General features: G+C 69.0%; 18 protein-coding genes and 2 tRNA genes. 15 read left to right on the top strand and 5 right to left on the bottom strand.

What is annotated here, in order from left to right; genetic code table 11:
* The first annotated feature begins 64 nt into the window (after positions 1–64).
* The 7 genes from HUA78_RS20230 to HUA78_RS20200 all read left to right on the top strand — a co-directional run bounded on the left by HUA78_RS20230 (position 65) and on the right by HUA78_RS20200 (position 5,762).
* Positions 65–150: transfer RNA gene (locus HUA78_RS20230), tRNA-Leu, on the top strand.
* A gap of 99 nt (positions 151–249) precedes the next feature.
* On the top strand, positions 250–918 hold the full coding sequence (locus HUA78_RS20225) for a response regulator (protein WP_141645863.1): 669 nt from the start codon (positions 250–252) through the stop codon (positions 916–918).
* 114 nt (positions 919–1,032) lie between these two features.
* Positions 1,033–2,319 carry an RsmB/NOP family class I SAM-dependent RNA methyltransferase gene (locus HUA78_RS20220; protein ID WP_141645885.1) on the top strand — a complete coding sequence of 429 codons (1,287 nt, stop codon included), beginning with the start codon at positions 1,033–1,035 and terminating at the stop codon, positions 2,317–2,319.
* A gap of 56 nt (positions 2,320–2,375) precedes the next feature.
* Positions 2,376–2,777, top strand: coding sequence for a hypothetical protein (locus HUA78_RS20215; RefSeq protein ID WP_174455490.1), 402 nt, complete (start codon positions 2,376–2,378; stop codon positions 2,775–2,777).
* A gap of 55 nt (positions 2,778–2,832) precedes the next feature.
* Positions 2,833–2,905, top strand: a tRNA-Ala gene (locus HUA78_RS20210).
* A 382-nt stretch (positions 2,906–3,287) separates the two neighbouring features.
* Positions 3,288–5,072 carry a TolC family protein gene (locus tag HUA78_RS20205; protein WP_174476946.1) on the top strand — a complete coding sequence of 595 codons (1,785 nt, stop codon included), beginning with the start codon at positions 3,288–3,290 and terminating at the stop codon, positions 5,070–5,072.
* A 54-nt stretch (positions 5,073–5,126) separates the two neighbouring features.
* The gene (locus tag HUA78_RS20200) at positions 5,127–5,762 is read left to right on the top strand and encodes a phospholipid-binding protein MlaC (RefSeq protein ID WP_141645866.1); all 636 of its coding nucleotides are present in this window, start codon (positions 5,127–5,129) and stop codon (positions 5,760–5,762) included.
* A 74-nt stretch (positions 5,763–5,836) separates the two neighbouring features.
* Here HUA78_RS20200 and HUA78_RS20195 read toward each other — a convergent pair whose 3' ends face one another.
* From HUA78_RS20195 to HUA78_RS20185, 3 genes are read right to left on the bottom strand one after another with little or no spacing between them, the layout of a single operon-like run.
* Positions 5,837–6,838, bottom strand: a complete 1,002-nt coding sequence (locus HUA78_RS20195; protein ID WP_174476945.1) for an NAD(P)-dependent oxidoreductase — start codon at positions 6,836–6,838, stop codon at positions 5,837–5,839.
* A gap of 18 nt (positions 6,839–6,856) precedes the next feature.
* The gene (locus HUA78_RS20190; protein WP_141645868.1) at positions 6,857–8,038 is read right to left on the bottom strand and encodes an N-acetyltransferase; all 1,182 of its coding nucleotides are present in this window, start codon (positions 8,036–8,038) and stop codon (positions 6,857–6,859) included.
* Between the two features lie 6 nt (positions 8,039–8,044).
* Positions 8,045–9,592: an aminotransferase class I/II-fold pyridoxal phosphate-dependent enzyme gene (locus tag HUA78_RS20185; RefSeq protein WP_141645869.1), complete on the bottom strand. Its 1,548-nt coding sequence runs from the start codon at positions 9,590–9,592 to the stop codon at positions 8,045–8,047.
* Between the two features lie 434 nt (positions 9,593–10,026).
* On the opposite strand from HUA78_RS20185, the gene HUA78_RS20180 reads away from it, so the two are divergent.
* From HUA78_RS20180 to HUA78_RS47535, 6 genes are all read left to right on the top strand, one after another.
* Positions 10,027–12,537, top strand: a complete 2,511-nt coding sequence (locus HUA78_RS20180) for an MMPL family transporter (RefSeq protein WP_174476944.1) — start codon at positions 10,027–10,029, stop codon at positions 12,535–12,537.
* Positions 12,538–12,575: 38 nt separating this feature from the next.
* Positions 12,576–13,508 carry a phosphatase PAP2 family protein gene (locus HUA78_RS20175; RefSeq protein ID WP_141645871.1) on the top strand — a complete coding sequence of 311 codons (933 nt, stop codon included), beginning with the start codon at positions 12,576–12,578 and terminating at the stop codon, positions 13,506–13,508.
* Positions 13,509–13,547: 39 nt separating this feature from the next.
* Positions 13,548–14,741: an aminotransferase class I/II-fold pyridoxal phosphate-dependent enzyme gene (locus HUA78_RS20170; RefSeq protein ID WP_174476943.1), complete on the top strand. Its 1,194-nt coding sequence runs from the start codon at positions 13,548–13,550 to the stop codon at positions 14,739–14,741.
* A 98-nt stretch (positions 14,742–14,839) separates the two neighbouring features.
* Positions 14,840–15,568, top strand: a complete 729-nt coding sequence (locus HUA78_RS20165) for a class I SAM-dependent methyltransferase (protein WP_141645873.1) — start codon at positions 14,840–14,842, stop codon at positions 15,566–15,568.
* Entirely contained in the window at positions 15,561–16,529 is a 969-nt protein-coding gene (locus tag HUA78_RS20160) for a hydroxymethylglutaryl-CoA lyase (RefSeq protein WP_141645874.1), read from the top strand. The genes HUA78_RS20165 and HUA78_RS20160 overlap by 8 nt, the downstream gene beginning before the upstream one ends.
* A gap of 155 nt (positions 16,530–16,684) precedes the next feature.
* On the top strand, positions 16,685–18,196 hold the full coding sequence (locus HUA78_RS47535) for a methyl-accepting chemotaxis protein (RefSeq protein ID WP_174476942.1): 1,512 nt from the start codon (positions 16,685–16,687) through the stop codon (positions 18,194–18,196).
* 102 nt (positions 18,197–18,298) lie between these two features.
* Here HUA78_RS47535 and HUA78_RS20150 read toward each other — a convergent pair whose 3' ends face one another.
* The gene (locus tag HUA78_RS20150; protein WP_174476941.1) at positions 18,299–20,260 is read right to left on the bottom strand and encodes a TIM44-like domain-containing protein; all 1,962 of its coding nucleotides are present in this window, start codon (positions 20,258–20,260) and stop codon (positions 18,299–18,301) included.
* 102 nt (positions 20,261–20,362) lie between these two features.
* On the opposite strand from HUA78_RS20150, the gene HUA78_RS20145 reads away from it, so the two are divergent.
* The gene (locus HUA78_RS20145; RefSeq protein WP_141645877.1) at positions 20,363–21,139 is read left to right on the top strand and encodes an enoyl-CoA hydratase-related protein; all 777 of its coding nucleotides are present in this window, start codon (positions 20,363–20,365) and stop codon (positions 21,137–21,139) included.
* 109 nt (positions 21,140–21,248) lie between these two features.
* Here the strand turns inward: HUA78_RS20145 and HUA78_RS20140 are convergent, their stop codons facing one another.
* Complete coding sequence (locus HUA78_RS20140; protein ID WP_141645878.1) at positions 21,249–21,608, bottom strand: YtxH domain-containing protein; 360 nt, start codon at positions 21,606–21,608, stop codon at positions 21,249–21,251.
* Between the two features lie 206 nt (positions 21,609–21,814).
* Here HUA78_RS20140 and HUA78_RS20135 point away from each other — a divergent pair, with 206 nt between their 5' ends.
* Positions 21,815–23,344, top strand: a complete 1,530-nt coding sequence (locus HUA78_RS20135) for an acyl-CoA carboxylase subunit beta (protein ID WP_174476940.1) — start codon at positions 21,815–21,817, stop codon at positions 23,342–23,344.
* The last annotated feature ends 47 nt before the right edge of the window (positions 23,345–23,391 follow it).

The following is a 23,391-nucleotide window of genomic DNA, read 5'->3' as shown; positions in this document are numbered from 1 at the left end:
CCGCAATCTTCGGATGCATACGGGCGACCGTCGCGGTATACGTCTGGCCGCTTCCGTAACAAACGGCCCTCTGTCGAAATTGGTAGACGAGGCGGACTCAAAATCCGCTGCGGCTGACCCCGCGTCCCGGTTCGAGTCCGGGGAGGGCCACTTCCCGAAAGGGGTGGGTGACTGGCAGGGCATCGCCGGTTCCCCCGCCTGGGACCGTGGAGGACGTGCTCCGGTCAGGGGCGTTGGAGATACCCCGAGATGAAGGTTCTGCTGGTCGAGGACGACGCGAGCCTCCGGGAAGGCATGGGTGAGCTGATCTCCGACCTGGCGGAGGTGCGCTCGGTCGGCGAAGTGAGCTCGGCGCTGGCGGCCCTCGGCCAGGAGCGCTTCGACCTCGTCGTCACGGACCTGCGCATCGGCGGCGGAGAGTCGGGCGGGCGCTCGGTGCTGGAGGCGGCCCGGAAGGGGCGCCAGGCGGTGGCCATCGTCAGCGCGGCGTCTCCGGAGGAAGTGGCGCGGGCCCTGAGGCCCTTCGTCCCGGATGGCGTCCTGGTGAAGCCCTTCCAGATCGAGGACATCCTCGGGTTGGTGGAGCGCTTCCTGGCCGTGCACCGGAACGTGGAGCTGGCGTCGAGGGGACAGGTTCCCTCCGAGAGTGACTGGGTGGAGTGCGCGCCGGGTGTGCACCTGGCCTCGCCGGGCGGCAAGGCGGCGGGCGCCATCTGGGTGCGGCTGGCGGCGGCGGGGCAGTGGGCCTGGTCGGCCCGGCCTCGTGGGCGGGAGGCGGCCCTGTTGCTGGAGGGCGAGCTGGAGATCGAGGGGACACGCTTCGTGGCCCCGGCGACGTTCTTCGTGGGTGCGGACGAAACGCCCGAGGTGCGCACGCCCACCGGGTGTCTCGTCATCACGCTCGGCCTGGACGGTTGAAAGGGCAGGTTGGCACCCGTGGACACTGTTTGGCCTACAACTCCGCATGATGCGGCACGTCTCGGTCGTCCCTCGCGGAGGGCGGCGACGGCGGCGCTGGAAGCGCACATCGCGGTGCTGCGGGGAGATCCGCTGAAGGCCGCGCTGGCCAATGCCCTGCGGGACGCGGATGGGCTCGGAGGCCAGGAGCGGCGCTTCGCCGCGCTCGTCGTTCGCGAGCTGTCCCGTCATCAGCGCCTGTTGGACCTGGCGGCGAAGCTCCTGGGCCACCCGCCGGGCAAACTGGTGATGGTGGAGGATCAGGCCCTGGTGCGGTACGCGCTGTGGCGGCGCATCTTCTGTGGTGAGACCTGGGCGCGCATCGGCCCGGAGGTGCGACTGCCGGGCCCCATGAGGCCACGCACCCTGAAGGACGAGGTGCTCCAGAAGGTGGTGGAGTCGGAGCTGCCCGAAGCGCCGCTGCCGGACTCCCACGCGGAGCGGCTCGCCATGCGGTACTCGTTCCCCAACTGGCTGGTGCAGAAGCTGGCGCAGGCGTACCCGGACGAAGCCACGCTGGAGGGACTGCTGTCGTCGCTCGACGAGGAGCCCGGCCTGCACTTCCGCGTCAGGCCTCCGGGCACGCGGGATGAAGTCCTGGCGGCGCTGGTGGAGGAGGGCGTCGCGGCGGAGGCGGTGCTCGCCGCTCCGGACGCGGTGCGCGTGGTGGATGCGAGCCATCGCGTCTTCGAGACGCGGATGATGAAGACGGGGCGACTGCAAGTTCAGGACGTGGGCAGCCAGCTCATCTCGGAGGTCTGCCGTCCGGTGGGCGGCTCGCTGACGGGCCTCACCGTCGCGGATGTCTGTGCGGGCGCGGGCGGCAAGACGCTGGCGCTGGCGGACTTCGTCGGTCCCTCGGGCCGGGTGCTCGCGGGAGACCGCTCCCGGCGCCGGCTGGCCGAGGCGCGTGAGCGGGTGCGTCACTTCTCGCTGCGGCAGGTGGCCTTCCCGCATCCCTTGCCCCTGTCCGACGCGGACGTGTTGCTCATCGACGCGCCGTGCAGCGGCACGGGCTCACTGGCGCGCGAGCCGGATCAGAAGTGGAAGCTCACCGCGCAGGAGATCGCCAAGTACCAGACGACGCAGTCCGAGCTGCTGGAGGAGGTCTCCCGGCAGGCGAAGCACGGAGCGCTCATCGTCTACGCCACCTGCTCGGTGTTGCCGGACGAGGACGAGGCCGTGGTCGAGGGCTTCCTGGCGAAACATCCGGAGTTCACCCTGGAGCCTGTCTCAGACGTGCTCGGAGCGGAACGGGCCGCGCTGGCGGCCCACGGGCCGTACCTCAAGTCCCTGCCGCCCAAGGTGCCAGGGGGCGGATTCTTCGCCGCGAGGCTGCGCCGGACGACGGGGCAGGGTTGACAGTCCACGAGCCCACACGCTACGCCAGTATTGGTTCTTCAAGGGGTGTCACCCACGTGGCGGCCGACGCGAAGCAGTCCGAGGTGGTGAAGCAGATCAACGAGGCCTTCCAGGCGGCGCAGGCCCGTCTGGCGCAGCTGCGCGAGGCGGTGGAGCGCAACACCGACCTGGCCCGCGCGAACGCCAGGGCCACCGTGCTGAAGGACCAGAAGGACCGTGCTCTCAAGGAGCTCGGTGACCTGGTCTACCGGCAGATCCAGAAGGGCAGGCTGGAGCTTCCCGCGGGCTTCGCGTCCGCGCTCAAGGCCATCGAGGCGGCCGAGCAGGCAGCCGAGGCGCATGCTCGCGAGCTCACCGATATCCTTCGGGAAGGTGAGGAAGTCGCCGAGCGGTTGAAGGTTGGAAAAAACGCACCGAAGCCTCAAACAGTTCTTGGCCCTGGGAACAAGAAACGGTAGAAGGCACGCACTTTCGACGTCGGGCCGCAACCCAAGGCGGCCAGCAGCAAAAGACGGGGCTATAGCTCAGCTGGGAGAGCGCTTGAATGGCATTCAAGAGGTCACCGGTTCGATCCCGGTTAGCTCCACTCTGAAGTAGAAAGGCCCGCCCGGGAAACCTGGCGGGCCTTTTTCATTTCCGATGGGCGGTCGCGAGCGATGGCCCCGGTTTCGCGCCGGGCCTCACGCGGCTTCCTTGAGTGCGTGACCGACGACTCCCCGGAGCTGCTCCGCGCTGGCGTCCCGTCCTCCGCATTCTTCCAAGCACGATTCGAGGTCTCGGCGATGTCGCGACGTGGTGAACGTGGCCCCTTCGACGCTACTCACTGTGGCGCGGCACGGGGACATGGGGACGCGATGGACGAGGACTCTCGACAGCGGACGAAGTTGGTCGGTGACTGTGCCCTGGCGAAGGAAGATGCTGCGACGTCGCGGGCTTCTCGGATATGGGGGCCCGCGAGAGGCCGAGCAATGCGCAGACACCTGGATCGAGGCGTGGCAGTGGCGCTGGTGCTCGCGGGTGGGCTGTCGGCCGCCCAGCTCACCCCAGGCTCGGCGGGGCAGGGCGGTGGCTCGACGCCGGGAACGACGGGGACCTCGGGCAGCTCGACGCCGGGGACGACGGGAACCACCGGCAGCGGTCAGTCCGGGACGGGAACCGGGACGACGGGAAGCCCCACGCCCACGCCCACTCCCACTCCGAGCACGGGGACGCCGACGCCTGGCGCCGCCGCGCCGCAGGCTCCCGCCACGTCGACGGGCTCGACGGGAGGCACCACGCTTCCTCCAGGTCCGCCGACGATTGCGCCCGAGACGGTGGACAGCTCCACGAACCCTTCCGGGGGCCGCACGGTGTCTCCGGCGCCCATGCGAGAGACCGCGCGCGAGGCGCAGCAGGCCAAGGAGGGCGTGGCGCAGGTACCGGATGCGGACGCCCCGCCCGCCAAGGCCGCGCCCCTGACGTTGGGGCAGTTGGTGGAACGGGCGCGCGCGACGGACTCCCGCGTGGAGGAGGCGAGCGCGGAGCTGCGCAAGTTCCAGGCGCTCTACAAACAGGCGAAGTGGGCCTGGTTCCCCAAGTTCGAGATCTCCGTGGGCGCGGGAGGCCCGGTGCCCGAGGCGCGCAATGACGGCGTCGGCGGCCCGCCCACCACCGAGGCGTCCTACGAAGGCGACTGGAACCTCGGCAAGGTCGGCGTGACGGTGTTCTCCTCGGGAAACGCGGTGCTGCCGCTCTACACGTTTGGCAAGCTGACCGCGCTGGAGAAGGCGGGCGCGCAGGGCCCCATCCTCGGCGCCGCGCTGCGCGAGCGGGCCCAGGACGAGGCGGGCTTCCAGGCCGCGCAGGCGTACTTCAGCTACCAGCTTGCGCGCTCCGGGGTGCAGCAGCTCGAGGAGGTCTCCAAGCGACTGGAGGACGCCGCCGAGCGCATCGCCGCGCTGCTGAAGGAGGAGTCACCCCAGGTGACCCAGGTGGACACGTACAAGGTCCGCTTCTTCCGGCAGATCGTCGAGGCCAAGAAGGCCGAGGCGATTCAAGGGCGCGCGCTCGCGCTGACCGCCATCGGCGTGCTGGCCAACGCCGCCCCCGGTGCGGCGGTCGACGTCGTGGAAGAAGAGCTGGCGCCCGAAGCGGAGGTGCAGCCGCCTTCGCTGGAGCGGGCTCTGGCGTTGGCCGATCAGTACCGGCCGGAGTTCACCGCCATCGCCGCGGGCATCGTCGCGCGTGAGTCCGAAGTGCTCATCCGTGAACGGAGCTACTTCCCGGACCTGGGGCTCGCGGGGTTCTACGACGTGCGGTTCACCAGCAGCGCCACCCGGCAGCGCAGCCCCTTCGCGTATGACCCGTACAATGATCGCACCGCGGGCCTCGGCCTGGTGGTGCGGGGGACGTTCGACATCCCCATCAAGGACGCGCAGTTGGATCAGGCGCGGGCGGAGCTCGACAAGCTGCGCGCCCAGGAGAAACAGATTCGCGCCGGCATCCGCCTGGAAGTGGCGAAGGTGCATGGCGAGCTGGTGGCGGCGTGGTCTCGGGCCCGGGCGTATACGGACGCGGAGAAGAGCGCGCGTCGCTGGGTCACCTCCGCGTTCGCCGCCTTCGACCTGGGGACGGGAGAAACGCGCGATTTGGTGGACGCCTTCACGGCTTATGCGCAGGTTACAGGCGACCGGTCGAAGAGCTGGTTCGACGTCCGGTTGGGAATGGCGGCCCTCGCCCGAGTCACGGGGACGCCACCCGCCCCGGGTGAATAATCGGGGCGCCGCGTCTGTCCGCTGTACCGTCCTCCTTCACGGAGTCGAAAAGCCATGATTGCTTCCCTGCTTGCCGCCACCCTGATCGCCGCGGCGCCTGGTCCCCTCTCGGTCGTCAAGTCCGGGAACGCGGATGTCCAGAAGGCCGCCAACGCTCCCGGCGCCACCGTTGAATCCCTCGCCAGCGTCGTCGAGAAGTTCGTCGACTTCCAGGAGCTGGCGAAGCGCGCCCTCGGAGACAAGACGTGGGCCACGCTCACGCCCGCCCAGCGCAAGGACTTCTCGGAGACGATGACGGGGCTCCTGCGCGCCTCCTATGCCCAGAAGGCCATTGGCCAGGCCCAGGCCGAAGTGAAGTACGGCAAGGAGTCCATCGAGGGCACCGAGGCCACCGTCAACACGACGCTCACCCTCAAGAAGGACCAGATTCCCGTCGACTACCGCCTGTACAAGCCCAGCGCCAAGAGCGACTGGCGCATCTACGACGTCGTCACCGACGAGGTGTCCCTCGTGGACACGTACAAGGGCCAGTTCCAGAAGCTGCTGAGCACCAAGGGCTTCGACGGCCTGCTCTCCACCTTGAAGACCAAGCGGGCGCAGCTCGAGAAGGAGAACGCGGCCAACTCGGCCAAGGGCTCCACGGGCGCAACGGGCTCGGCGACGGGCGGCTCGGCGGGTCCGACGAAGTGAGCTGACGCGAACCCCGCGTCACCGAAGCACTCCAGGCCGGGGCTCCCATTCGAGGGGCCTCGGCCTTCGTCTTTTCAGGTGCGCGCGAGCTGCTGGTACGACGCGAGGGTCCCGACGAGCCCGTCGGCCAGGGCGATGGTGGGCAGGAAGCCCAGCTCACGCGAGGCGCGCTCGGTGGTGCAGGTCCACGCCGCGGCGGTCATCTCCCGCACCTTGTCGCGGTTGAGGATGGGGGTGATTCCGCGCAGTCGGGCGATGACCTCGGACCCCAGGCCAATCATGTAGCCCACGCTGTCGGGCACGGGCAGCACGGTGGGGGCCTTGAGGCCCAGCGCATGGGCCACCGCCGCGCACAGCTCTTCCCAGGTGTACTCGCGTCCATCGGAGACGGTGTACACGCCGCGCGCCGGGTCGGCCTTGTCCAGCGTGGGGCCTCGCTCGGCGGCCGCGAGCAACGCGGTGTTCAGGTCATCGACGTGGATGAGCGAGTAGCGCTTGGGCCCGAAGCCGCTCTTGAGCGCCAGCCCTCGCTCCGCCATGGGAATCACGGAGGGGATGAACTCCACGTCGCCAGGGCCGTAGACCATGGGGGGCCGGACGATGACGGATGGCACCCGGTCCGCGAGCTCTCGCACGGCCTCCTCGCCCCCCAGCTTGCTGCGGCCGTAGACGGAGACGGGCGCCGGAGGGTCCTCTTCCCGGCGTGGACGCTCTGGAGTGGACGGCCCCGCGGCGGCCAGCGACGAGCAGTAGACGAGCCGGGGAGGGCGGGGCAGTGACGCCATGGCCTCCGCGACGCGGCGGGTGCCATTCGCATTGCCCTCGAAGTAGCCCGCGGGCTCCCGGGCCTTGGTGACGCCGGCCAGGTGCAGGACACAGTCGACGTCGCGCACGGCCTCCGCCAGCCCTTCGCCCGTCGTCAGGTCTCCCACGGCGAACCGGGCACCGAGCGCCGCGAGCGCGTCGCGACGAGAGCTGGAGCGCACGAGCGCCGTGAGCGAGTCACCCCGCTCGACAATGCGGCTCGCGAGCCGATGGCCGATGAAACCAGTGCCACCGGTGAGGAGGAAGCGCACGAGGAGACTCCAGGAGGATTACAGCGGGCGCTGGTAGATGCGGTACGCCTTGGAGCGCTGGCCACCCATCGACTCGATGGCGCGGTTGACGAGGTGGTTGTCCTCGAGCGTCCAGGAGATCTCTCCACCGGAGTACCCGAGGCGGTGCGCGGTGCGCAGCGTGTCCAGGTACAGGATGGCGTCCAGCCCTCGGCGCCGGTAGCCCTCCTTGATTCCGAGGGTGATGAGGCGCAGGCGGCGGATGCTTCGCGAGGCGAGCGCCAGCTTCACCAGGCCGATGGGCAGGCCGAACGTCGTCAGGCGCCCGTTGGCGGCCTTGAGCGCGTGGTTGGCGTCCGGCAACGTCATGGAGAAGGCGACAGGCTCACCCTTCACCTCGGCGATGAGCACCAGCTCCGGCCGGACGATGGTCTTCATGTCCTTGGCCAGGTGGTCGAACTCCCGGTCCGTGAAGGGCACGAAGCCCCAGTTCTTCTCCCAGGCCGAGTTGTAGATGTCGCGGATGCGCTCGACCTCGTTGGCGAAGTCCTTGAGGTTCACCGCGCGCACGGTGATGCCCTCGCGCTGGCGCATCTTCTCCGCGATGCGCACCACCTTCTCCGGCGGCTCCGCGGACGAGGACAGCTCGTAGGCGAACAGGTCCTTGGCCTTCACCAGCCCGCACGCCTCGATGAGCGACGCGTAGTAGGGCGGGTTGTACGGCATCATCACGGCCGGCGGCGAGTCGTGCCCCTCGATGAGCAGGCCCCAGTCCTGGTTGGACGAGAAGTTGGCAGGCCCGAGCATGGCGTCCAGCCCGCGCTGCTTCAGCCACGCCCCCGCCGCGTCGAGCAGCAGTCGCGCGACGCCCGCGTCATTCACGCACTCGAAGAGGCCGAAGAAGCCCTCCTTGGTCCCGTGAATCTCCTGGTGACGTGGGTTGCGGATGGCGGCGATGCGGCCCACCACCTCCTGGCCCCTCCGGGCGAGGAACAGCTCCACCTCGCCATACTCGAAGAAGGGGTTCTTCTTCGGGTCCAGGAAGTCCTTGCGCTCCATCTCCAGCGGGGGGACCCAGTTGGGATCTCCCGCGTACAGCGAGGCAGGGAAGCGGATGAACGTCATCTGCGCCGCGGCGCCCCGCACGGGCGTCACCAAGACGTCGAAGGGGAGGGGAGGAAGGGCGGGCTGTGTCGCGGGTGGCTCGGCGGGCAGGGCCATGGGGGATCAGGTCCTCTCGGCGGGGTTGCCGTCGGTGCCGTTGCGCATGAAGAAGTGCGCGCCCTTCTCCAGGAGGAGGCCGGGCAGCGTGCCGCGCTTCTCCCACAGCTTCATGGGCGCGGAGCGCAACTGACGCAGGTCCTCCGGCTGGAGGTTGGCCGCGCGCCAGGTGAGCTGCTCCACCGCGTCGAAGATCTTCCCGGCCACCTCGCGCGACGACATGCGCTGCAACTGCTCCAGGGTGATGCCGCCCTTGTCCGCGAGCAGACCGGCGGAGCCCGCCGCCCACTTCTCGCTCGCCTTGTTGGAGCGCACGGACGTGCCCGGGCGGGCGATCTGCACCGGCTCGTACACCGTGGGGCGCGTCTCCGGAATCACGCCCAGCTTGCGGCCGATGGTCTCGAAGGTGTCCAGCACCCGGTCCAACTGCGCGTCGGTGTGCGTGGCCATGTACGACGTGCGGATGAGCGCGTGGCCCGCCTCCACCGCCGGCGGAATCACCGGGTTGGCGAAGACGCCCGCCTCATGCAGCGCGCGCCAGAAGCGGAAGCACTTCACCTGGTCGCCGATGTGCACCGGAACCACGGGCGACACCGACACGCCGGTGTCGAAGCCCATGGCGCGGAAGCCGTTGTGCATCTTCTCCGCGATGTCCAGCAGGCGGGCGCGGCGCTGCGGCTCCGCCTCGATGATCTCCAGCGCCTTGAGCGCCGAGGCGATGGACGCCGGCGTCATGGACGCGGAGAAGATGACCGAGCGGGACTTGTGGCGGATGTAGTTGATGACGTCGAACGGACCGGACAGCACTCCGCCCAGCGACGCGAAGCTCTTGGAGAACGTCCCCATGACGAGGTCCGTCTCCTTCTCCAGGCCGAAGTACTCCGAGGTGCCCCGGCCCTTCTCACCCAGCACGCCCATGGCGTGCGCGTCATCCGTCATCACCCGGGCGTTGTACTGCTTCGCCAGCTCCACGATGCGCGGCAGGTTGCAGACGTCTCCCTCCATGGAGAAGACGCCGTCGGTGATGATGATCTTCCCCGCGTTCGGATCCGCCTGGGACAAGAGCTGCTCCAGGTGGTCCATGTCGTTGTGGCGGAACTTGCGCTCGGTGGCGAAGGACAGGCGGATGCCGTCCACCAGCGACGCGTGGTTCTGCCGGTCGCTGAAGACGATGTCGTGGCGGCCGAGAATCGACGCCAGCGCCAGGTTCGTCTGGAAGCCGGTGGAGATGACCAGCGCCGACTCGCGGTTGAGGAACTTGGCCAGCCGTCCCTCCAACTCCTCATGCAGCGCCAGCGTGCCGTTCAACAACCGCGAGCCCGAGCACGTCGTCCCGAACTTCTCCGTCGCCTTGATCGCCGCTTCCTTCACGCGCGGATCCGCCGACAGGCCGAGGTAGTTGTTGGAACCAACCATGATCACCCGCTTGCCCTCGATCTCCACTTCCGTGGCGCCGTGCGACGCCTCGATGACGCGGAAGTAAGGGTAGAGGCCGGTGGCCTTCGCGATGCGGTAGTCCTTCCAATTGCTGCACTTGTCGAAGACGTCGCTCATGGTGTTCTGTGGTCTTTCTGTATGTCTGCGTCGGGGGAGGGTTTGTCGCCTGTCAGGCGGATGCATCGCTCCGGTCGCCACTCACCATGCAGGGCTCGTTCCCGAGCCGGGGGCAACCTTGCGTCCGTCGACCTCCCTCGGGGGACGCGGGGCGGTGAATAAAGAGGCCGAGAGGCAGTGTCAAGGCGCGGACTGTCGCTTGAGTCCCATGCGAGAGGCCCTTTGACGCCCGTGCCTTGACAGCACTGGCTCTTTGGTGGCACCCCGCCGCATCGCACCGTCTTCCAGTGGATACTGGAAAGTACCGTGTGTACTCGGCTGCACGTCCGGCGGCACCTGAATGACCGGCGGAAGGCTTTCCAGCCGCCCGTTGTTTGGGGGGGCTACGAATGGCCGGGAATTTGCTATGCCCGGCGTTCATCGAGGAGTGGACGGTGGCCAGGTCTCTGCGGGAACGGTGGTTCGAGGGGTTCATCCAGACGGCGGTCTCCCGGCCCTGGTACGTGCTGCTGATCTGCGCATTGCTCGCCGCGGGCGGTATGGCACTGGCGTCGCGGTTGGAGTTTCGTGGTTCATTCGTGGAACTGCTTCCCCAGGGAGCCCGTGAAGTCCAGGACCTGACACGCGTGTCGCAGAAGGCCGGCGGGGATGGGTACCTGGTCATCGTCGCGAAGGGGGACACGCCGGAGCGGCTGAAGGCTTACGCGAGCGAGCTGAAATCGCGGCTGGAGGCCCTGCCGGAGGTCCGCTACGTCGAGCACAGCTACGACGTGGAGTTCTTCCGTCGTCACGGGCTGTTGCTGCTGCCGGCGGAGAAGCTGGTGGAGCTGCGCACGGAGCTGGCGGCGCGGGTGCGCTACGAGCGGCAGCAGGCCAATCCCTTCTACATCGACCTGGGAGCCACACCTCCTCCGCCCACGTTCGAGGAGATTGCCCGCAAGCACTCGCCCAACGCGCCGGTGCACGAGTACCTGGCCAACGCGGACGGCACCGAGGTGTACCTCATGCTCAAGCCCATGGGGACGGCGGGAGACCTCTCCTTCGCGCGCCGCTTCGTGGAGCTGGCCATGGGCACGGGCCGGATGCTGGCCTCGGAGCGCTTTCCCGCCGTGAAGCTGGAGGCCACGGGCAACTTCCAGAACCGCATCGAGGAAGACGCGGTGATGCGGGGCGACCTGTCGCGCGCCGGCATGCTGTCCGCGCTCATCGCGGTGGGGCTCATCCTGCTGGCCACGCGACGCATCGCGGCGCTGGCCGTCGTCGGCGTGCCCGTCGTCGTGGGGCTGCTGGTGACGTTCGGTGTGGCGCAGCTCGCCATCGGCCACCTCAATGTGGTGACGGGCTTCCTGGTCGCCATCCTCATCGGCCTGGGCATCGAGTACGGCGTGCACCTGTGCATGCGCTACTGGGAGGAGCGGCGGACGCGCTCGTCGCGCGACGCGCTGGCCATGGCGGTGCGCGGCACGTTCAGCGGCGCGCTCACCTCGGCGGTGACGAACGCGGCGGCCTTCTTCGTCCTGCTCCTGGCCCAGTTCCACGCCTTCAACCAGTTCGGCTTCCTGGCGGGCCTGGGCGTGCTGCTCGCCGTCATCGCGGCGTATGCGCTGGGACCGTCACTGCTCGCCATCGCGGAGCGGCTGCGCCCCGCGCGCAAGGACGGCGCGCCCGCGTCGGCGGAGACCGCCACGTCGTCGGCGACCCCGGCTCCGGCGCGGGAGTGGAAGCGCTGGCCCACGCCCGTCATCGCGCTGTTAGCTCTCTTGGTGGTGGGCTTCGCCGCGTTCTCCGTCTCCATCGCCCCGCGCCTGGGGTTCGAGACGGACATGCGCAAGCTGAAGGGTGACTCGCCGGCCTCGCGGCTGGATGACCATGTCACCGAGCAGTTGGGACAGCCGCTCAACCCGGCCATCTTCCTGGTCGACGACCTGGCCCAGGTGGCGAAGGTGGAGCAGGTCATCGCGGAGGTGAAGCAGCGCAACGGCGCCGACTCCGTGTTCCTGCGCACCACCTCCTTGAACGACCTGGTGCCGGGAGACCTGGAGCGACGGGAGAAGGAGATCGCCGGCATCCGGGCGCTGCTGCAGGGGCTGCCCGAGGCGGCGCACGAGGATCCGCGGCTGAAGGACTTCGAGCAGATGGTGGAAGCGAAGCCCTACGGCCTGGACTCGCTGCCCGTGGAGGTGCGCCGTCGCTTCCTGGCCACCGACGGCCAGGGCACCTTCCTGCTGCTGTTCCCCTCCGTGTCCAACTACGACACCGACGACCTGAAGCGCTGGGCCGCGCAGATCGACCAGGTGGTGGAGACGGCGACGGCGCGGGGTGTGGAGATGTCCGTCCTGGACAGCAACCGCATCGCCGCGCGCATCTTCGCGCTGGTGCGCGGAGACGGACTGCTCATCCTCTGCTCCGCGGCGGCGGTGGTGTTCGTCGTCATCCTGCTGAGTCTGCGCAGCCTGAAGCGCGCGCTGCTGGTGACGGGGCCGCTGTTCCTGGGCATGACGTGCCTGGCGGGCGGCATGTACCTGTTCGACGTGCAGCTCAACTTCATCAACGCCGTGGTGCTGCCGAATCTCCTGGCCATCGCCGTGGACAACTCCATCCACCTGTATCACCGGTACGAGGAGGAGGGCCCCGGCTCGCTCGGCAAGGTGGTGCGGCACACGGGGCTGGCGGCCGTGGTGGCCACGCTGTCGAACGCGGCGGGCTACGGCGCGCTGCTCGTGGCCAACCACCAGGGATTGCGCAGCATCGGACAGATTGCGCTACTTGGGGTCGTGTGCACCTTCTTGGGGACCACGGTCTTCTTCCCCGCGCTGCTCGCCCTCCTGGAGCGCTGGAAGGAGAGGCAGGGCTCGGTCGCCCGGGAGGGTGCTGTCGTCCGGAGCCTGGAGCTCGACATGGCCGGTCAGGACACCGCGCCATCGGGGGAGCGGAAATCGGCGTGAGTCTCGTGACCTTCCAGAGCTTTCGTGGCTCCGTCCCCATGAATGGCCCTCGTGATGCGCAGGTCCGGCTGGGGGCGGTGGACCTCATCATCGTCATCGCGTGCTCGCTCGGGGCCTTTGTCCTGCTCGGGCCGGGACGCTGGGCGCCGCAGGCCATCCCCAACGCGGGGCTGTTCGCCTCCATGGCCGCCGGTCCGCTGGTGCTGCGGACGTTGGAGTCCTGGTTCCCTCGCCAGCGCTGGTTGACGGTCATCGCCGACTTCTGGTTGCTGCCCGTGGCGGTGCTGACGCACTCGTGGCTGTCGCCGGTGGTGGACACGCTCAACCCGTTCCTGCGCGACGCGCAGCTCGTGGCGGCGGACCAGCGCATCTTCGGGTTCCAGGCGGCGGTGGTGCTCGCGCACGTCGTGCCGCCGTGGCTCAACGACGTGCTGATGGTCTGCTACTACGGCCACTTCGTCTGGCCGTTGGTGCTGGGCATCGGGCTGTACTACCGGGCGCGGGGCGCCTCGGCGGAGTTCGACGAGTACCTGCTGGGACTGGGCCTGCTGTTCATCCTCAACTACTCGGCCTACTCGCTGGTGCCCGCCGTGGGGCCGCGCTACTTCCTGGTCGACGCGTTCAGCGGGCCGCTGCAGGGCACGTGGACGCCGATGCTGGACTCCATCATGCGCAGGCCCCTCTTCGGTCGGGACTGCTTCCCGTCGGGCCACACCGGCACCACGCTGGTGGTGCTGTTCTACTCGTGGCGGTTCTCCCGGAAGCTGTTCTGGGTGATGTTGCTGCCGGGCCTGGGGCTCATCGTCGCGACGCTGGCCGGGCGCTTCCACTACGCCACGGACCTTTTGTGCGCGGTGCCGCTGGTGATGGTGGTGGTGGGCATGTCCGCGGCCCTGTCCCGAGCGGCCCGCCAGCGCGAGAGCGAGAGAGCCGCGCGTTCCGTCCCCGTGGACGCTATCTTGCGCCCCTGAGCCCGGTCCGGCGACTGACGCCGGCCGCCAGGAGCCCCCATGTCCAGGCCCGTGTTGTCGCAGCGCGTGTCCCGGTTCGGCACCACCGTCTTCTCGGAGTTCAGCGCCCTGGCGCAGAAGCATGGCGCCGTGAATCTGGGGCAGGGGTTCCCCGACTTCGACGGGCCTGACGTCGTGAAGGAGGCCGCTCAGCGGGCCATCCGCGAGGGCGTCAACCAGTACGCCATGAGCTCGGGCGCCCGGGACTTGCGGGTCGCCATCGCCGAACACGCCGCGCGCTTCTACGGGCAGACGGTGGACCCGGACACCATGGTGACGGTGACCAGCGGCGCCACCGAGGCCATCCTCGATGTGTTGCTGGGACTCGTGGACCCGGGCGACGAGGTGGTGGCCTTCGAGCCGTTCTACGACTCGTACGACGCCAACATCACCTTCGTCGGCGCCACCGCGCGCTGGGTGCCCTTGCGTCCACCGGATGCGGTGCATGCGCAGTGGTGGTTCGACTGGGACGAACTGCGCGCGGCCTTCGGTCCGCGCACGCGGCTGCTCATCCTCAACACGCCCCACAACCCCACGGGCAAGGTCTTCACTCGCGAGGAGCTGGAGCGCATCGGCGCGCTGTGCGCCGAGCATGACGTGAAGGTGCTGTCCGACGAAGTCTACGAGCACATCACCTTCGCGCCCGCCCGCCACGTGCGCCCGGCCACGGTGCCGTCGCTCGCGGAGCGGACGGTGACGGTGAGCAGCGGCGGCAAGACGTTCAGCCTCACGGGCTGGAAGGTGGGCTGGGTCATCGCGCCGCCCCCGCTGCGAGATGCGATTCAGCGCGCGCACCAGTTCGTCACCTTCGCGACGGCGTCTCCCTTCCAGGCGGCCATGGCGGCGGCGCTCCGGTTGCCGGATGCGTACTTCGCGGAGCTGGCGGCGACCTACCTGTCGAGACGGGAGCGGCTGCTCGCCGGGCTGCGCGCGGCGGGACTGCCGGCGTACACCCCGGACGGCAGCTACTTCATCCTCGCGGACATCCGGGGCTTCGGCTTCCCGGACGACGTGGCCTTCTGCCGGCACCTGGTGTCGGAGGTCGGCGTGGCGGCCATTCCCCCGAGTGTCTTCTACGGGCCCGAACATCGGCACCTGGGGCACGGGCTCGCCCGCTTCGCGTTCTGCAAGACGGACGCGGTGCTGGATGAGGCCGTGCTCCGACTGCGCGCGAAGCTGTCGACTCGACGCTGACGGCGCCGTGCCCGCGCGCGCGTTGCGAGCCCCGCACGCGGTTGCTACATCCCCTCGCAGGAGGGCGGCCCGGCACTTCCCGGCCGCCACGGGCGCGCGTGGACTTCTTCGGCGAGCTGTACCTGCGCAGCACGCTGCCGTTCCTCTCCGAGTCCGTTACGGCGAGGGAGGTGGACTACCTCGCGCGCGCATTCGCCGACCTCCCCGGCCCGGGGCCCGTGGTGGACCTGGGCTGCGGGCATGGCCGCCATGCCGCGCGGCTCCAGGCCTCGGGGCCCTTGGCCGGTCGCGTCATCGGCCTGGAGAAGGACGCGCTCTCGCTGTCGATGCGACGCCCGGGCTTCCCGGTGGTGCGCGGAGACTTGAGGGCCTTGCCCTTTCGGGAGGGGAGCCTGTCCGGTGCGTACGCGTGGTATTCCACGCTGTTCGCCTTCACGGACGAGGAGCACGTACACATCCTCCGTGAGCTGGCGCGCGCCATGAGACGGGGAGGGCGGCTGGTGTTCCAGACGGTGCCACATGAACGACTGGCCGCGTCACCCGACGCCGCGTTCCAGCGCGGGCTTCCCGGTGGTGGCGTGCTGGATGAGGAGAGTCACTTCGACGCGGCGACGGGACGTGACGTGGGACGACGAACGCTCACCCTCGTGGACGGGCGCGTCCTGCATGCGTCCTACGCCATTCGTTACTATCCCCTTGCGGATCTCGCCGGGCTGTTGGAAAGCACGGGGTTTTCAATCTCCTGGGTGCATGGCGGGCTCGATGGCGAGCCGCTGACGCATCTGTCGGCCGACCTGATTGTGGGAGCGGTGCTGCGAGATGGCTGAGAATTCACGAGCGCGTGGAACCCTGCTGAGCCAGCTGCCGAAGCGGGTGGACGTGTACGAAGTCGGCCCTCGGGACGGACTCCAGAACGAGCTGCGCACACTGCCCACGCGCGACAAGGCGCGGCTCATCGACGCCCTGGTGACGGCCGGCGAGAAGCGCATCGAGGTGACGTCGTTCGTGTCGCCCAAGTGGATTCCCCAGCTCGCGGACGCGGAGGAGTTGCTGCGGCTGGTGGGGCGCCGCGAGGGCGTGGTGTTCTCCGCGCTGGTGCCCAACCTCAAGGGGCTGGAGCGCGCGAAGGAGGCGGGGTTGCAGGAGGCGGCGGTGTTCATCTCCGCGTCCGAGGCCCACTCCAAGAAGAACATCAACAAGAGCATCGCCGAGGCGATGGCGGGCGCTCGCGAGGTGACGTCCGCCGCGCTCCAGGCCGGAATGCGCGTGCGCGGCTACCTGTCCACCGTGTGGGGCTGTCCCTACGAGGGCCATGTCCCGGTGGAGCGCGTGGTGGACATCTGCCGCTACCTCGTGGACGCGGGCATCTACCAGCTCAGCCTCGGCGACACGATTGGCGTGGGCACGCCCCGGCAGACGGAAGAGATTCTGGAGGCGCTCCTCCAGCACATTCCGGTGGAGAAGCTGGCGCTGCACCTCCACGACACCCGAGGCACCGCGCTGGCCAACTCGCTGGTGGGCCTGTCCGCGGGCGTGACGACGTTCGACGCGAGCATCGGCGGGCTGGGCGGCTGCCCCTATGCGCCCGGAGCCGCGGGCAACCTGGCCACCGAGGACGCCGTCTTCATGTTCCACGGCATGGGGGTGGACACCGGCATCAACCTGGACCGGCTGGTGGAGGCCGGGGAGATTGCCCAGGAGCTCATCGGTCGGAAGCTGGCGGGCAAGTACCTCCAGGCCGCCCTGGGCGAGCGCGAGAAGAAGGCCTCTCGCCGCGCGCAGACCTGAGCCATTCCCACGGATTTCGCCTGGAGCGGCTCCGTGGGCCACTCCCTCCGTGAGGGGTGGCAAGTCTGTAAAATTTCGACGGTGGTTCCGATACGAGGGCACCACTGCTAGCCTGGGTGGGAGTCGACCCTGTACCCCCCACCTGGACTTGCTTCATGACCCACACGGTCGACGCGACGGCCCTCGCGAACCGCTCGTCGGACATCTTTGACGCGCATCAATCTGCCCTCCACCGCCGCACGGACCGGATGTTCGCCGTGCTGATGGGACTTCAATGGTTGGGGGCGCTCCTCACCGCGCTCGTCTTGTCGCCACGGACGTGGGCGGGGACCTCGAGTGAAGTGCACCCGCATGTCTGGGCTGCGGGCGTGCTCGGACTCGTGGTGGCCAGCCTTCCGGTGTCACTGAGCCTGCTGCGTCCTGGGGGCGTGTCCACGCGCTTCTCCATCGCGGTGGCGCAAGCGTTGACGTCAGGGCTGCTGATCCACATCACCGATGGCCGCATCGAGACGCACTTCCACATCTTCGGCTCGCTGGCCTTCCTGGCCGTCTACCGGGACGTGCGCGTGCTGCTCATCTACTCGGGCGTGGTGGTGGTGGACCACCTTGCGCGCGGGCTGTTCTGGCCGCAATCGGTGTTCGGCTCGGACCTGGTGAGCGTGTGGCGTCCGCTGGAGCACGCGGGCTGGGTGGTGTTCGAGAACGTGTTCCTCATCCTGACCTGCCTGAGCGGGCGAAGGGACTTGCGGGAGCTGGCGTCGCGTCAGGCCCGGCTGGAGCTGGCGCAGGGGGAAATCCAGGCGAGGGTGGTGGAGCCACTGATGGACTCCGCTCGGGAGCTGACCGAGGCGATGCTCTCCCTGACCATCACCACCGAGGACCAGCGCCGGATGCTGTCGCGGCAGGCGCAGGCGCTGTCCGAGACACAGGTGACGGCGACGGAGATTCAGCGCACGTCGGAGGAGACCTCACGGCAGGCGGAGGTCATCATGGAGTCCACCACCCAGGCGGGCGATGCGGGCACCACGGCCCAGGCGATGATTGGCAAGAGCATGCTGGGACTGGAGGGCATCCGGTCGCAGGCGTCGGAGCTGTCCGGTCAGCTCGAGAAACTGGGCGCGCGGGCCCGCAAGCTCAACGACATCGCCGCCACGGTGAAGGACCTGGCGGACCAGTCCAACATGGTGGCCGTCAACGCCGCGATTGAGGCCGCGCGCTCGGGGGAGACGGGCCGGGGGTTCGCGGTGGTCGCCACCGAGATGCGTCGGCTGGCGCGCCAGTCCCAGCAGGCCACGGGCGAGGTGCGCGTCATCCTCGACGAAACGATGAAGTCCATCCAGGCGGTGATGACCGCGAGCAAGCGGGGCTCCGAGCGGATGTCGATGGACCTGGAAGTGGTGCGCGAGTCCGGCGAGAGCCTTCGTGGCCTCACCTCGATGATGGAGAACAGCACCGACAGCGTGCGCCGCATCTCAGCGGCGGTGGGGCAGCAGGCGGCGGGCGTCTCGCAGCTCTTCAGCGCCGTGAATGACCTGTCCGCGATGATGACGGAGACCCTGGGCCGCTTGGATTCCGCCGCCTCAGCCACCGTTGCCCTCCAGTCCGTCACCGACCGGGTGCAGCGGGTCATCCAGGCCTATCAGCCCGAGTCACACCGCCCCTCCTGAGCCCTCGGGCCCAGGGCTGGATTTCACTCCCAGTAATCATACTCGGAGTGTGTCTCGCCGGATTCCCGGAGGGGCGGGCTCGGTGGCCCGCCCCCTGCCGTTTCAACGGTCGCTGATCATCGACGCCAGCTTCTCCTGGAGGCCCAGGTGGCCCGCCGCGGACTCCAGCATGCGGCGCTCCTTGCGGTCGATGCGGCCATCCACCAGGGCAATCTCGACGATGTTGCGCAGGAAGACCTCCGCCTCGGGGCTGCCCCGGGCAACCAGTCGCTCGAAGAGCTGCGGCCCCGCGTTGAGGGCCATCTCCACCTGAGACCACTCGACGTCCCAGCGTTCGGCGCACAGCTTCAGAAGCCGGCGTTCGGCGGGAGTCACGGTGCCGTCGGAGGCGGCGATGGCGGCCATCATGTAGAGCAGCCGATGCCGTTCCTGGACATCCAGCACCGCGTCCGTGCCGTTCCCCGACGAGGCCACCGCGGGCGCACCGTTTGACGGCCGAGCCACCGGCGCGCGGGCAGGCGGCGCCCGGTAGCTGCTCGCTCCCTCGCGGACATTCCACGCCTCGAAGGGCAGCGCGGACGCGAGCACCCAGTCCCGCTCACCATTGGCGAGCTGAGTGCCGCAGAACTCGCACGCCGTGGCGGCGCTGTCGGTGAGCGGCGCGTTGCACTGAGGGCAGCGGTCCGTGGACACGCCGTTCGCGGTGTTCGTCCGCGCGCCATGCTTGCGCACCAGCGTGAAGACGAAGCGCTGGGGCAGGGTGGGGATCTGCGGAGGACGCTCGTTGACGGGGCCCACACCCATGCGCGCGCTCCAGCGGATCTCCACGTGCGCGCGGTCATACCCTCGCGGGTCCACCTCCAGCAGCCGCACATCCACCGAGCCCACCGCGCACTCCAGGAACACCCTCCGCCGGCCCTGGCGACGCAAACCGTCCAGCTCGGAGTTCAGCGTCCCGAGTGCATCCGGCGTGGCCACCTTGGACAGGCCGTTCGTGTCGCCCCGGCTCTGTGCGTCGATCCACTTCCAGAACAGCAGCGACGCGCGATCCTCCAGGACCTCCAGGTTGAGTGCAGGGTCGTCCTGCCGCGCCTGCATCAGCCCGTCCACCGTCCGGTGGTAGCGCGAGTGCTCCACGCCCTGCGTTATCTCCGTGAGCGTCCAGTCGTAGTTGCCGGAGTTCACCACCGCGTTGCAGAACTCGCAGCGGTTGGCCGCACCGCCCTTGTACGGGGCGCCGCAGTTGGGGCACTTGCCCTGGAACAGGTCCGCGCCGATGCGCGTCTGCACGCCCGGCTTGCGCACGAAGGTCCACACCTCCGTGAAGGTCTCCATCCGAGCCCTGCGCGCGGCCTCGACGGCCTGCGCATCCGTGTCGTTCGCGGACACATCCGTGTCCCGCATCCGCGCCTGGACGCGGACCTGGATGCTGTCGAACCACTCGCTCTGCTCCAGGCCGATGAGCTGGACGTCGAGCACCTCGATGTCGGTGATGGCATCGCGCACGCCCTGCGCATCCAGCAGCTTGAGCTGCACGCCGAAGCGCTGCCACGTCGCGTCCGAAAGGAAGGGCCGCACCGGCGTCATGTCGCGGCGGAACCAGGCCTGCTGCAGGTCCATGAACAGCCTGCGCACCTTGCCGAGCACGGGCTCCAGTTCGAACGCGGGGTCCTTCAGCTTGAGCGCGTTGACCCAGCCGGACACGTCGCGCGAAGTCACCTGGGTGCGCTGGTCCGCCTCGTACTGGTCCAACGCCTTGCGCGTGGTGGCCGTCGGGTGGAGGTTGCGCTTGTAGAGCCAGTACCCGACGCCGCAGATGACCAGCAGCGGAATCATCACCTTCGGGTAGCGGAACACCAGCCGGAACGCCTCGAAGAGGATCCAGATGGGAATCCCATCGCCACCGCCGTCGCGGTCCGAGGAGGGACGCGTGTAGTGCTCGCCACCACCGCCCCGGGCCGGGGCGTCCAGGGGAACGAGGGCCAGGGCCACCAGGGCGAGGGCCGAGGGCCACCAGGAGGCCCACGGGGCGAGCTGTCGGAGCACGGTGCGCGGCGAAGGCATGAGGGGATGCTAACCGTTTCCGCCTTGCCAGACCCGCCTTCCCGCCGCACTCTGCCGCGTCCCAGAGCGGCCCGCCGGGCGGGCCCTGGAAGGGGAGCGGATATGCCGGAATTCAAGGTCGACGCACGCGGTGCCATCGAGATCTGGACCATCGACGGCGAGGGCCGCCGCAACGCCATCAGCCGCGCCATGCTCCAGGAGCTGGGCGCGCTCGTCGCTCGGGTTTCCTCGGGGCACCAGGTTCGCGCGGTCGTCATCACCGGCGCGGGCGACAAGGCCTTCTGCGCGGGCGCGGACCTCAAGGAGCGCGCGGGCATGGCCGAGGACGAGGTGCGCGCGTTCCTCGACGGGCTGCGCAAGACGTTCCGCGCGATTGAAAAGAGCGACTGCGTCTTCATCGCCGCCATCAACGGCGCGGCCTTCGGTGGAGGCACCGAGCTGGCGCTCGCCTGTGATTTGCGCGTGGCGGCCCCGGCGGCCGAGCTGGGGCTCACCGAGGTGAAGCTGGGAATCATCCCCGGAGGCGGCGGCACGCAGCGGCTGGCGCGACTGGTGGGCCCGGGGCGCGCCAAGGACCTCATCCTCACCGCCCGGCGCCTCAACGCGGCGGAGGCCTTCGCCGTGGGGCTGGTGAACCGGCTCGCGCCCGAAGGGCACCTCCTGGAGGTCGCGCACGGCCTCGCGGAGTCGGTGGTGGACAACGCCCCCATCGCGGTGGCCACGGCCAAACACGCCATCGACGAGGGCACGGGCCTGGAGCTGGACGACGCGCTCGCGCTGGAGCTGCGCAAGTACGAAGAGGTCCTCAAGACGGAGGACCGGCTCGAGGGCCTGCGTGCCTTCGCGGAGAAGCGTCCCCCCGTCTTCAAGGGGCGCTGAGAAACACACGAAGGGCGGCGGCCCGCGACTCGCGGACCCCGCCCTCGTGACCCTGGTCGGGTCGGACCCTCGCGAACGAGTGGCCCGCGCGACGAGGCAGTCTCACTCGCTAGGCGCTGGCGCTCTTCTCCGGCGCCAGTCCGATGTTCTGCTTGTTCATGTAGCCCATGGCCTTGTCCTTCACCTGGCTGCGCAGGTCGTCGCCCGTCTTCGGGGTGAGCAGCAGGGCCGCCACGCCGCCCGCCACCGCGCCGATGAGGAACAGACCCAGGCTGCCCAGCCCGGCGCGGCCCGGCTTGTAGGTCGTCAGACCCACGTGCCGCAGCGCATCATCCGGCTCGAAGTCGTCCCAGCGATTCCGGGCGACGCGGGGAAGCTCGTCGAGGAGCTTGTGCGCCATCCACTTGCGGTACAGCTCGCTCTTGGCCAAACCCTTCGCCGTCCACTTCGCCTTCTTCTTCGCGAACATGCATCCCTCCTGGGCCAGTGTTGGTCGGGGACGCGCCGCGCCGCGGAGCGTCTCCTTCGAGCGTTGAAGGTAGGCAGGGGAGCCCGCGCCGCCACCCCCCGGACCCTGGGGTTCGCTCGGCGCGTCATCGGCTGGACGACAGGGTGCGTCGAGCCCTCGGTGAGAGAGCAGCCAGCCGTGGACCTTTCTGCTATGTCGCCCGGGCCATGTCCCAAGACACGAAACTGCTCGAGAAGATCGCCCAGGTGGAGAAGGGTGGCGCGCCGAAGTACCACGCGAAGAACCAGGAGGCCGGCAAGCTGTTCGCGCGGGAGCGCATCCGCCTGCTGGTCGACGAAGGCTCCTTCGTCGAGGACGCGAAGCTCGCCAACAACCTGGACGGGGAGCTGCCCTCGGATGGCGTCGTCATCGGCCTGGGCAAGGTGGCCGGACGCACGGTGGCCATCATGGCCAACGACTCCACGGTGAAGGCCGGCAGCTGGGGTGCCCGCACGGTGGAGAAGATCCTCCGCATCCAGGAGACCGCCCGCTCGCTGCGCTGCCCGCTGCTCTACCTGGTGGACTCCGCGGGAGCCCGCATCACCGATCAGGTGGAGATGTTCCCCGGTCGCCGGGGCGCCGGACGCATCTTCTACAACGAGGTGCACCTGTCCGGGGACGTGCCCCAGGTGTGCCTGCTCTTCGGACCTTCCGCCGCCGGTGGCGCGTACATCCCCGCGTTCTGCGACCTGGTCATCATGGTGGACGGCAACGCCTCCATGTACCTGGGCAGCCCGCGCATGGCGGAGATGGTGATTGGCGAGAAGGTGACGCTCGAGGAGATGGGCGGCGCGAAGATGCACTGCTCCATCTCCGGCTGTGGCGACGTGCTGGTGAAGACGGAGCAGGAGGCCATCGCCGCGGCGAAGAACTACCTGAGCTACTTCCCGGAGAACTGCAGCCAGCTGCCGCCGCGCGCGGAGTCCAAGGCGCCCAAGGCCAGCGGGAAGAAGGTCGAGGAGATCGTCCCCGTCGACCAGAACAAGCCCTTCGACATGCACGCCCTCATCACCGAGCTCATCGACGAGGGGAGCTGGTTCGAGGTGAAGAAGCTCTTCGCCCAGGAACTCATCACCGGCCTTGCCCGCATCGACGGTCGTCCGGTGGGCATCATCGCCAACCAGCCCAAGTACAAGGGCGGCGTGCTCTTCGTGGACAGCGCGGACAAGGCGGCCCGGTTCATCTGGCTGTGTGACGCCTTCAACATTCCGCTGCTCTACATGGCGGACGTGCCGGGCTTCATGATTGGCACCAAGGTGGAGCGCGCGGGCATCATCCGCTCCGGCGCGAAGATGATCTCCGCGGTGTCCGAGGCCAGCGTGCCCCGCATCTGCCTCGTCGTGCGCAAGGCGTACGGCGCCGGCCTCTACGCCATGAGCGGCCCGGGCTTCGCGCCGGAGGCCACCCTGGCCCTGCCCGGGGCGATGATCGCCGTCATGGGCCCGGAGGCGGCCGTCAACGCCGTCTACTACAACAAGATTCAAGAGCTGCCCGAGGCCGAGCGCCCCGCCTACGTCCAGAAGCTGCGCGACGAGTACAAGGCGGACGTGGACATCTACAAGCTGGCCAGCGAGCTGGTCATCGATGACATCGTCCCCGGTGAGCGCCTGCGTCACGAGCTGACCCAGCGCTACGGGCTGTACGCCTCGCGCCAGACGCCTCGTGCCGAAAAGAAGCACGGCGTCTATCCCGTTTGAGTAGAGAATCTTGCCCTACCCGGAAGGCCCGCTGCCTTCCGGGACCC

Origin of the sequence: Myxococcus sp. CA033 (assembly GCF_013336625.1) — a bacterium.
Lineage (GTDB): Bacteria > Myxococcota > Myxococcia > Myxococcales > Myxococcaceae > Myxococcus > Myxococcus llanfairpwllgwyngyllgogerychwyrndrobwllllantysiliogogogochensis.
Note: the sequence above shows the minus strand (reverse complement) of the source record. Positions and strands in the feature narration are given on the sequence as shown.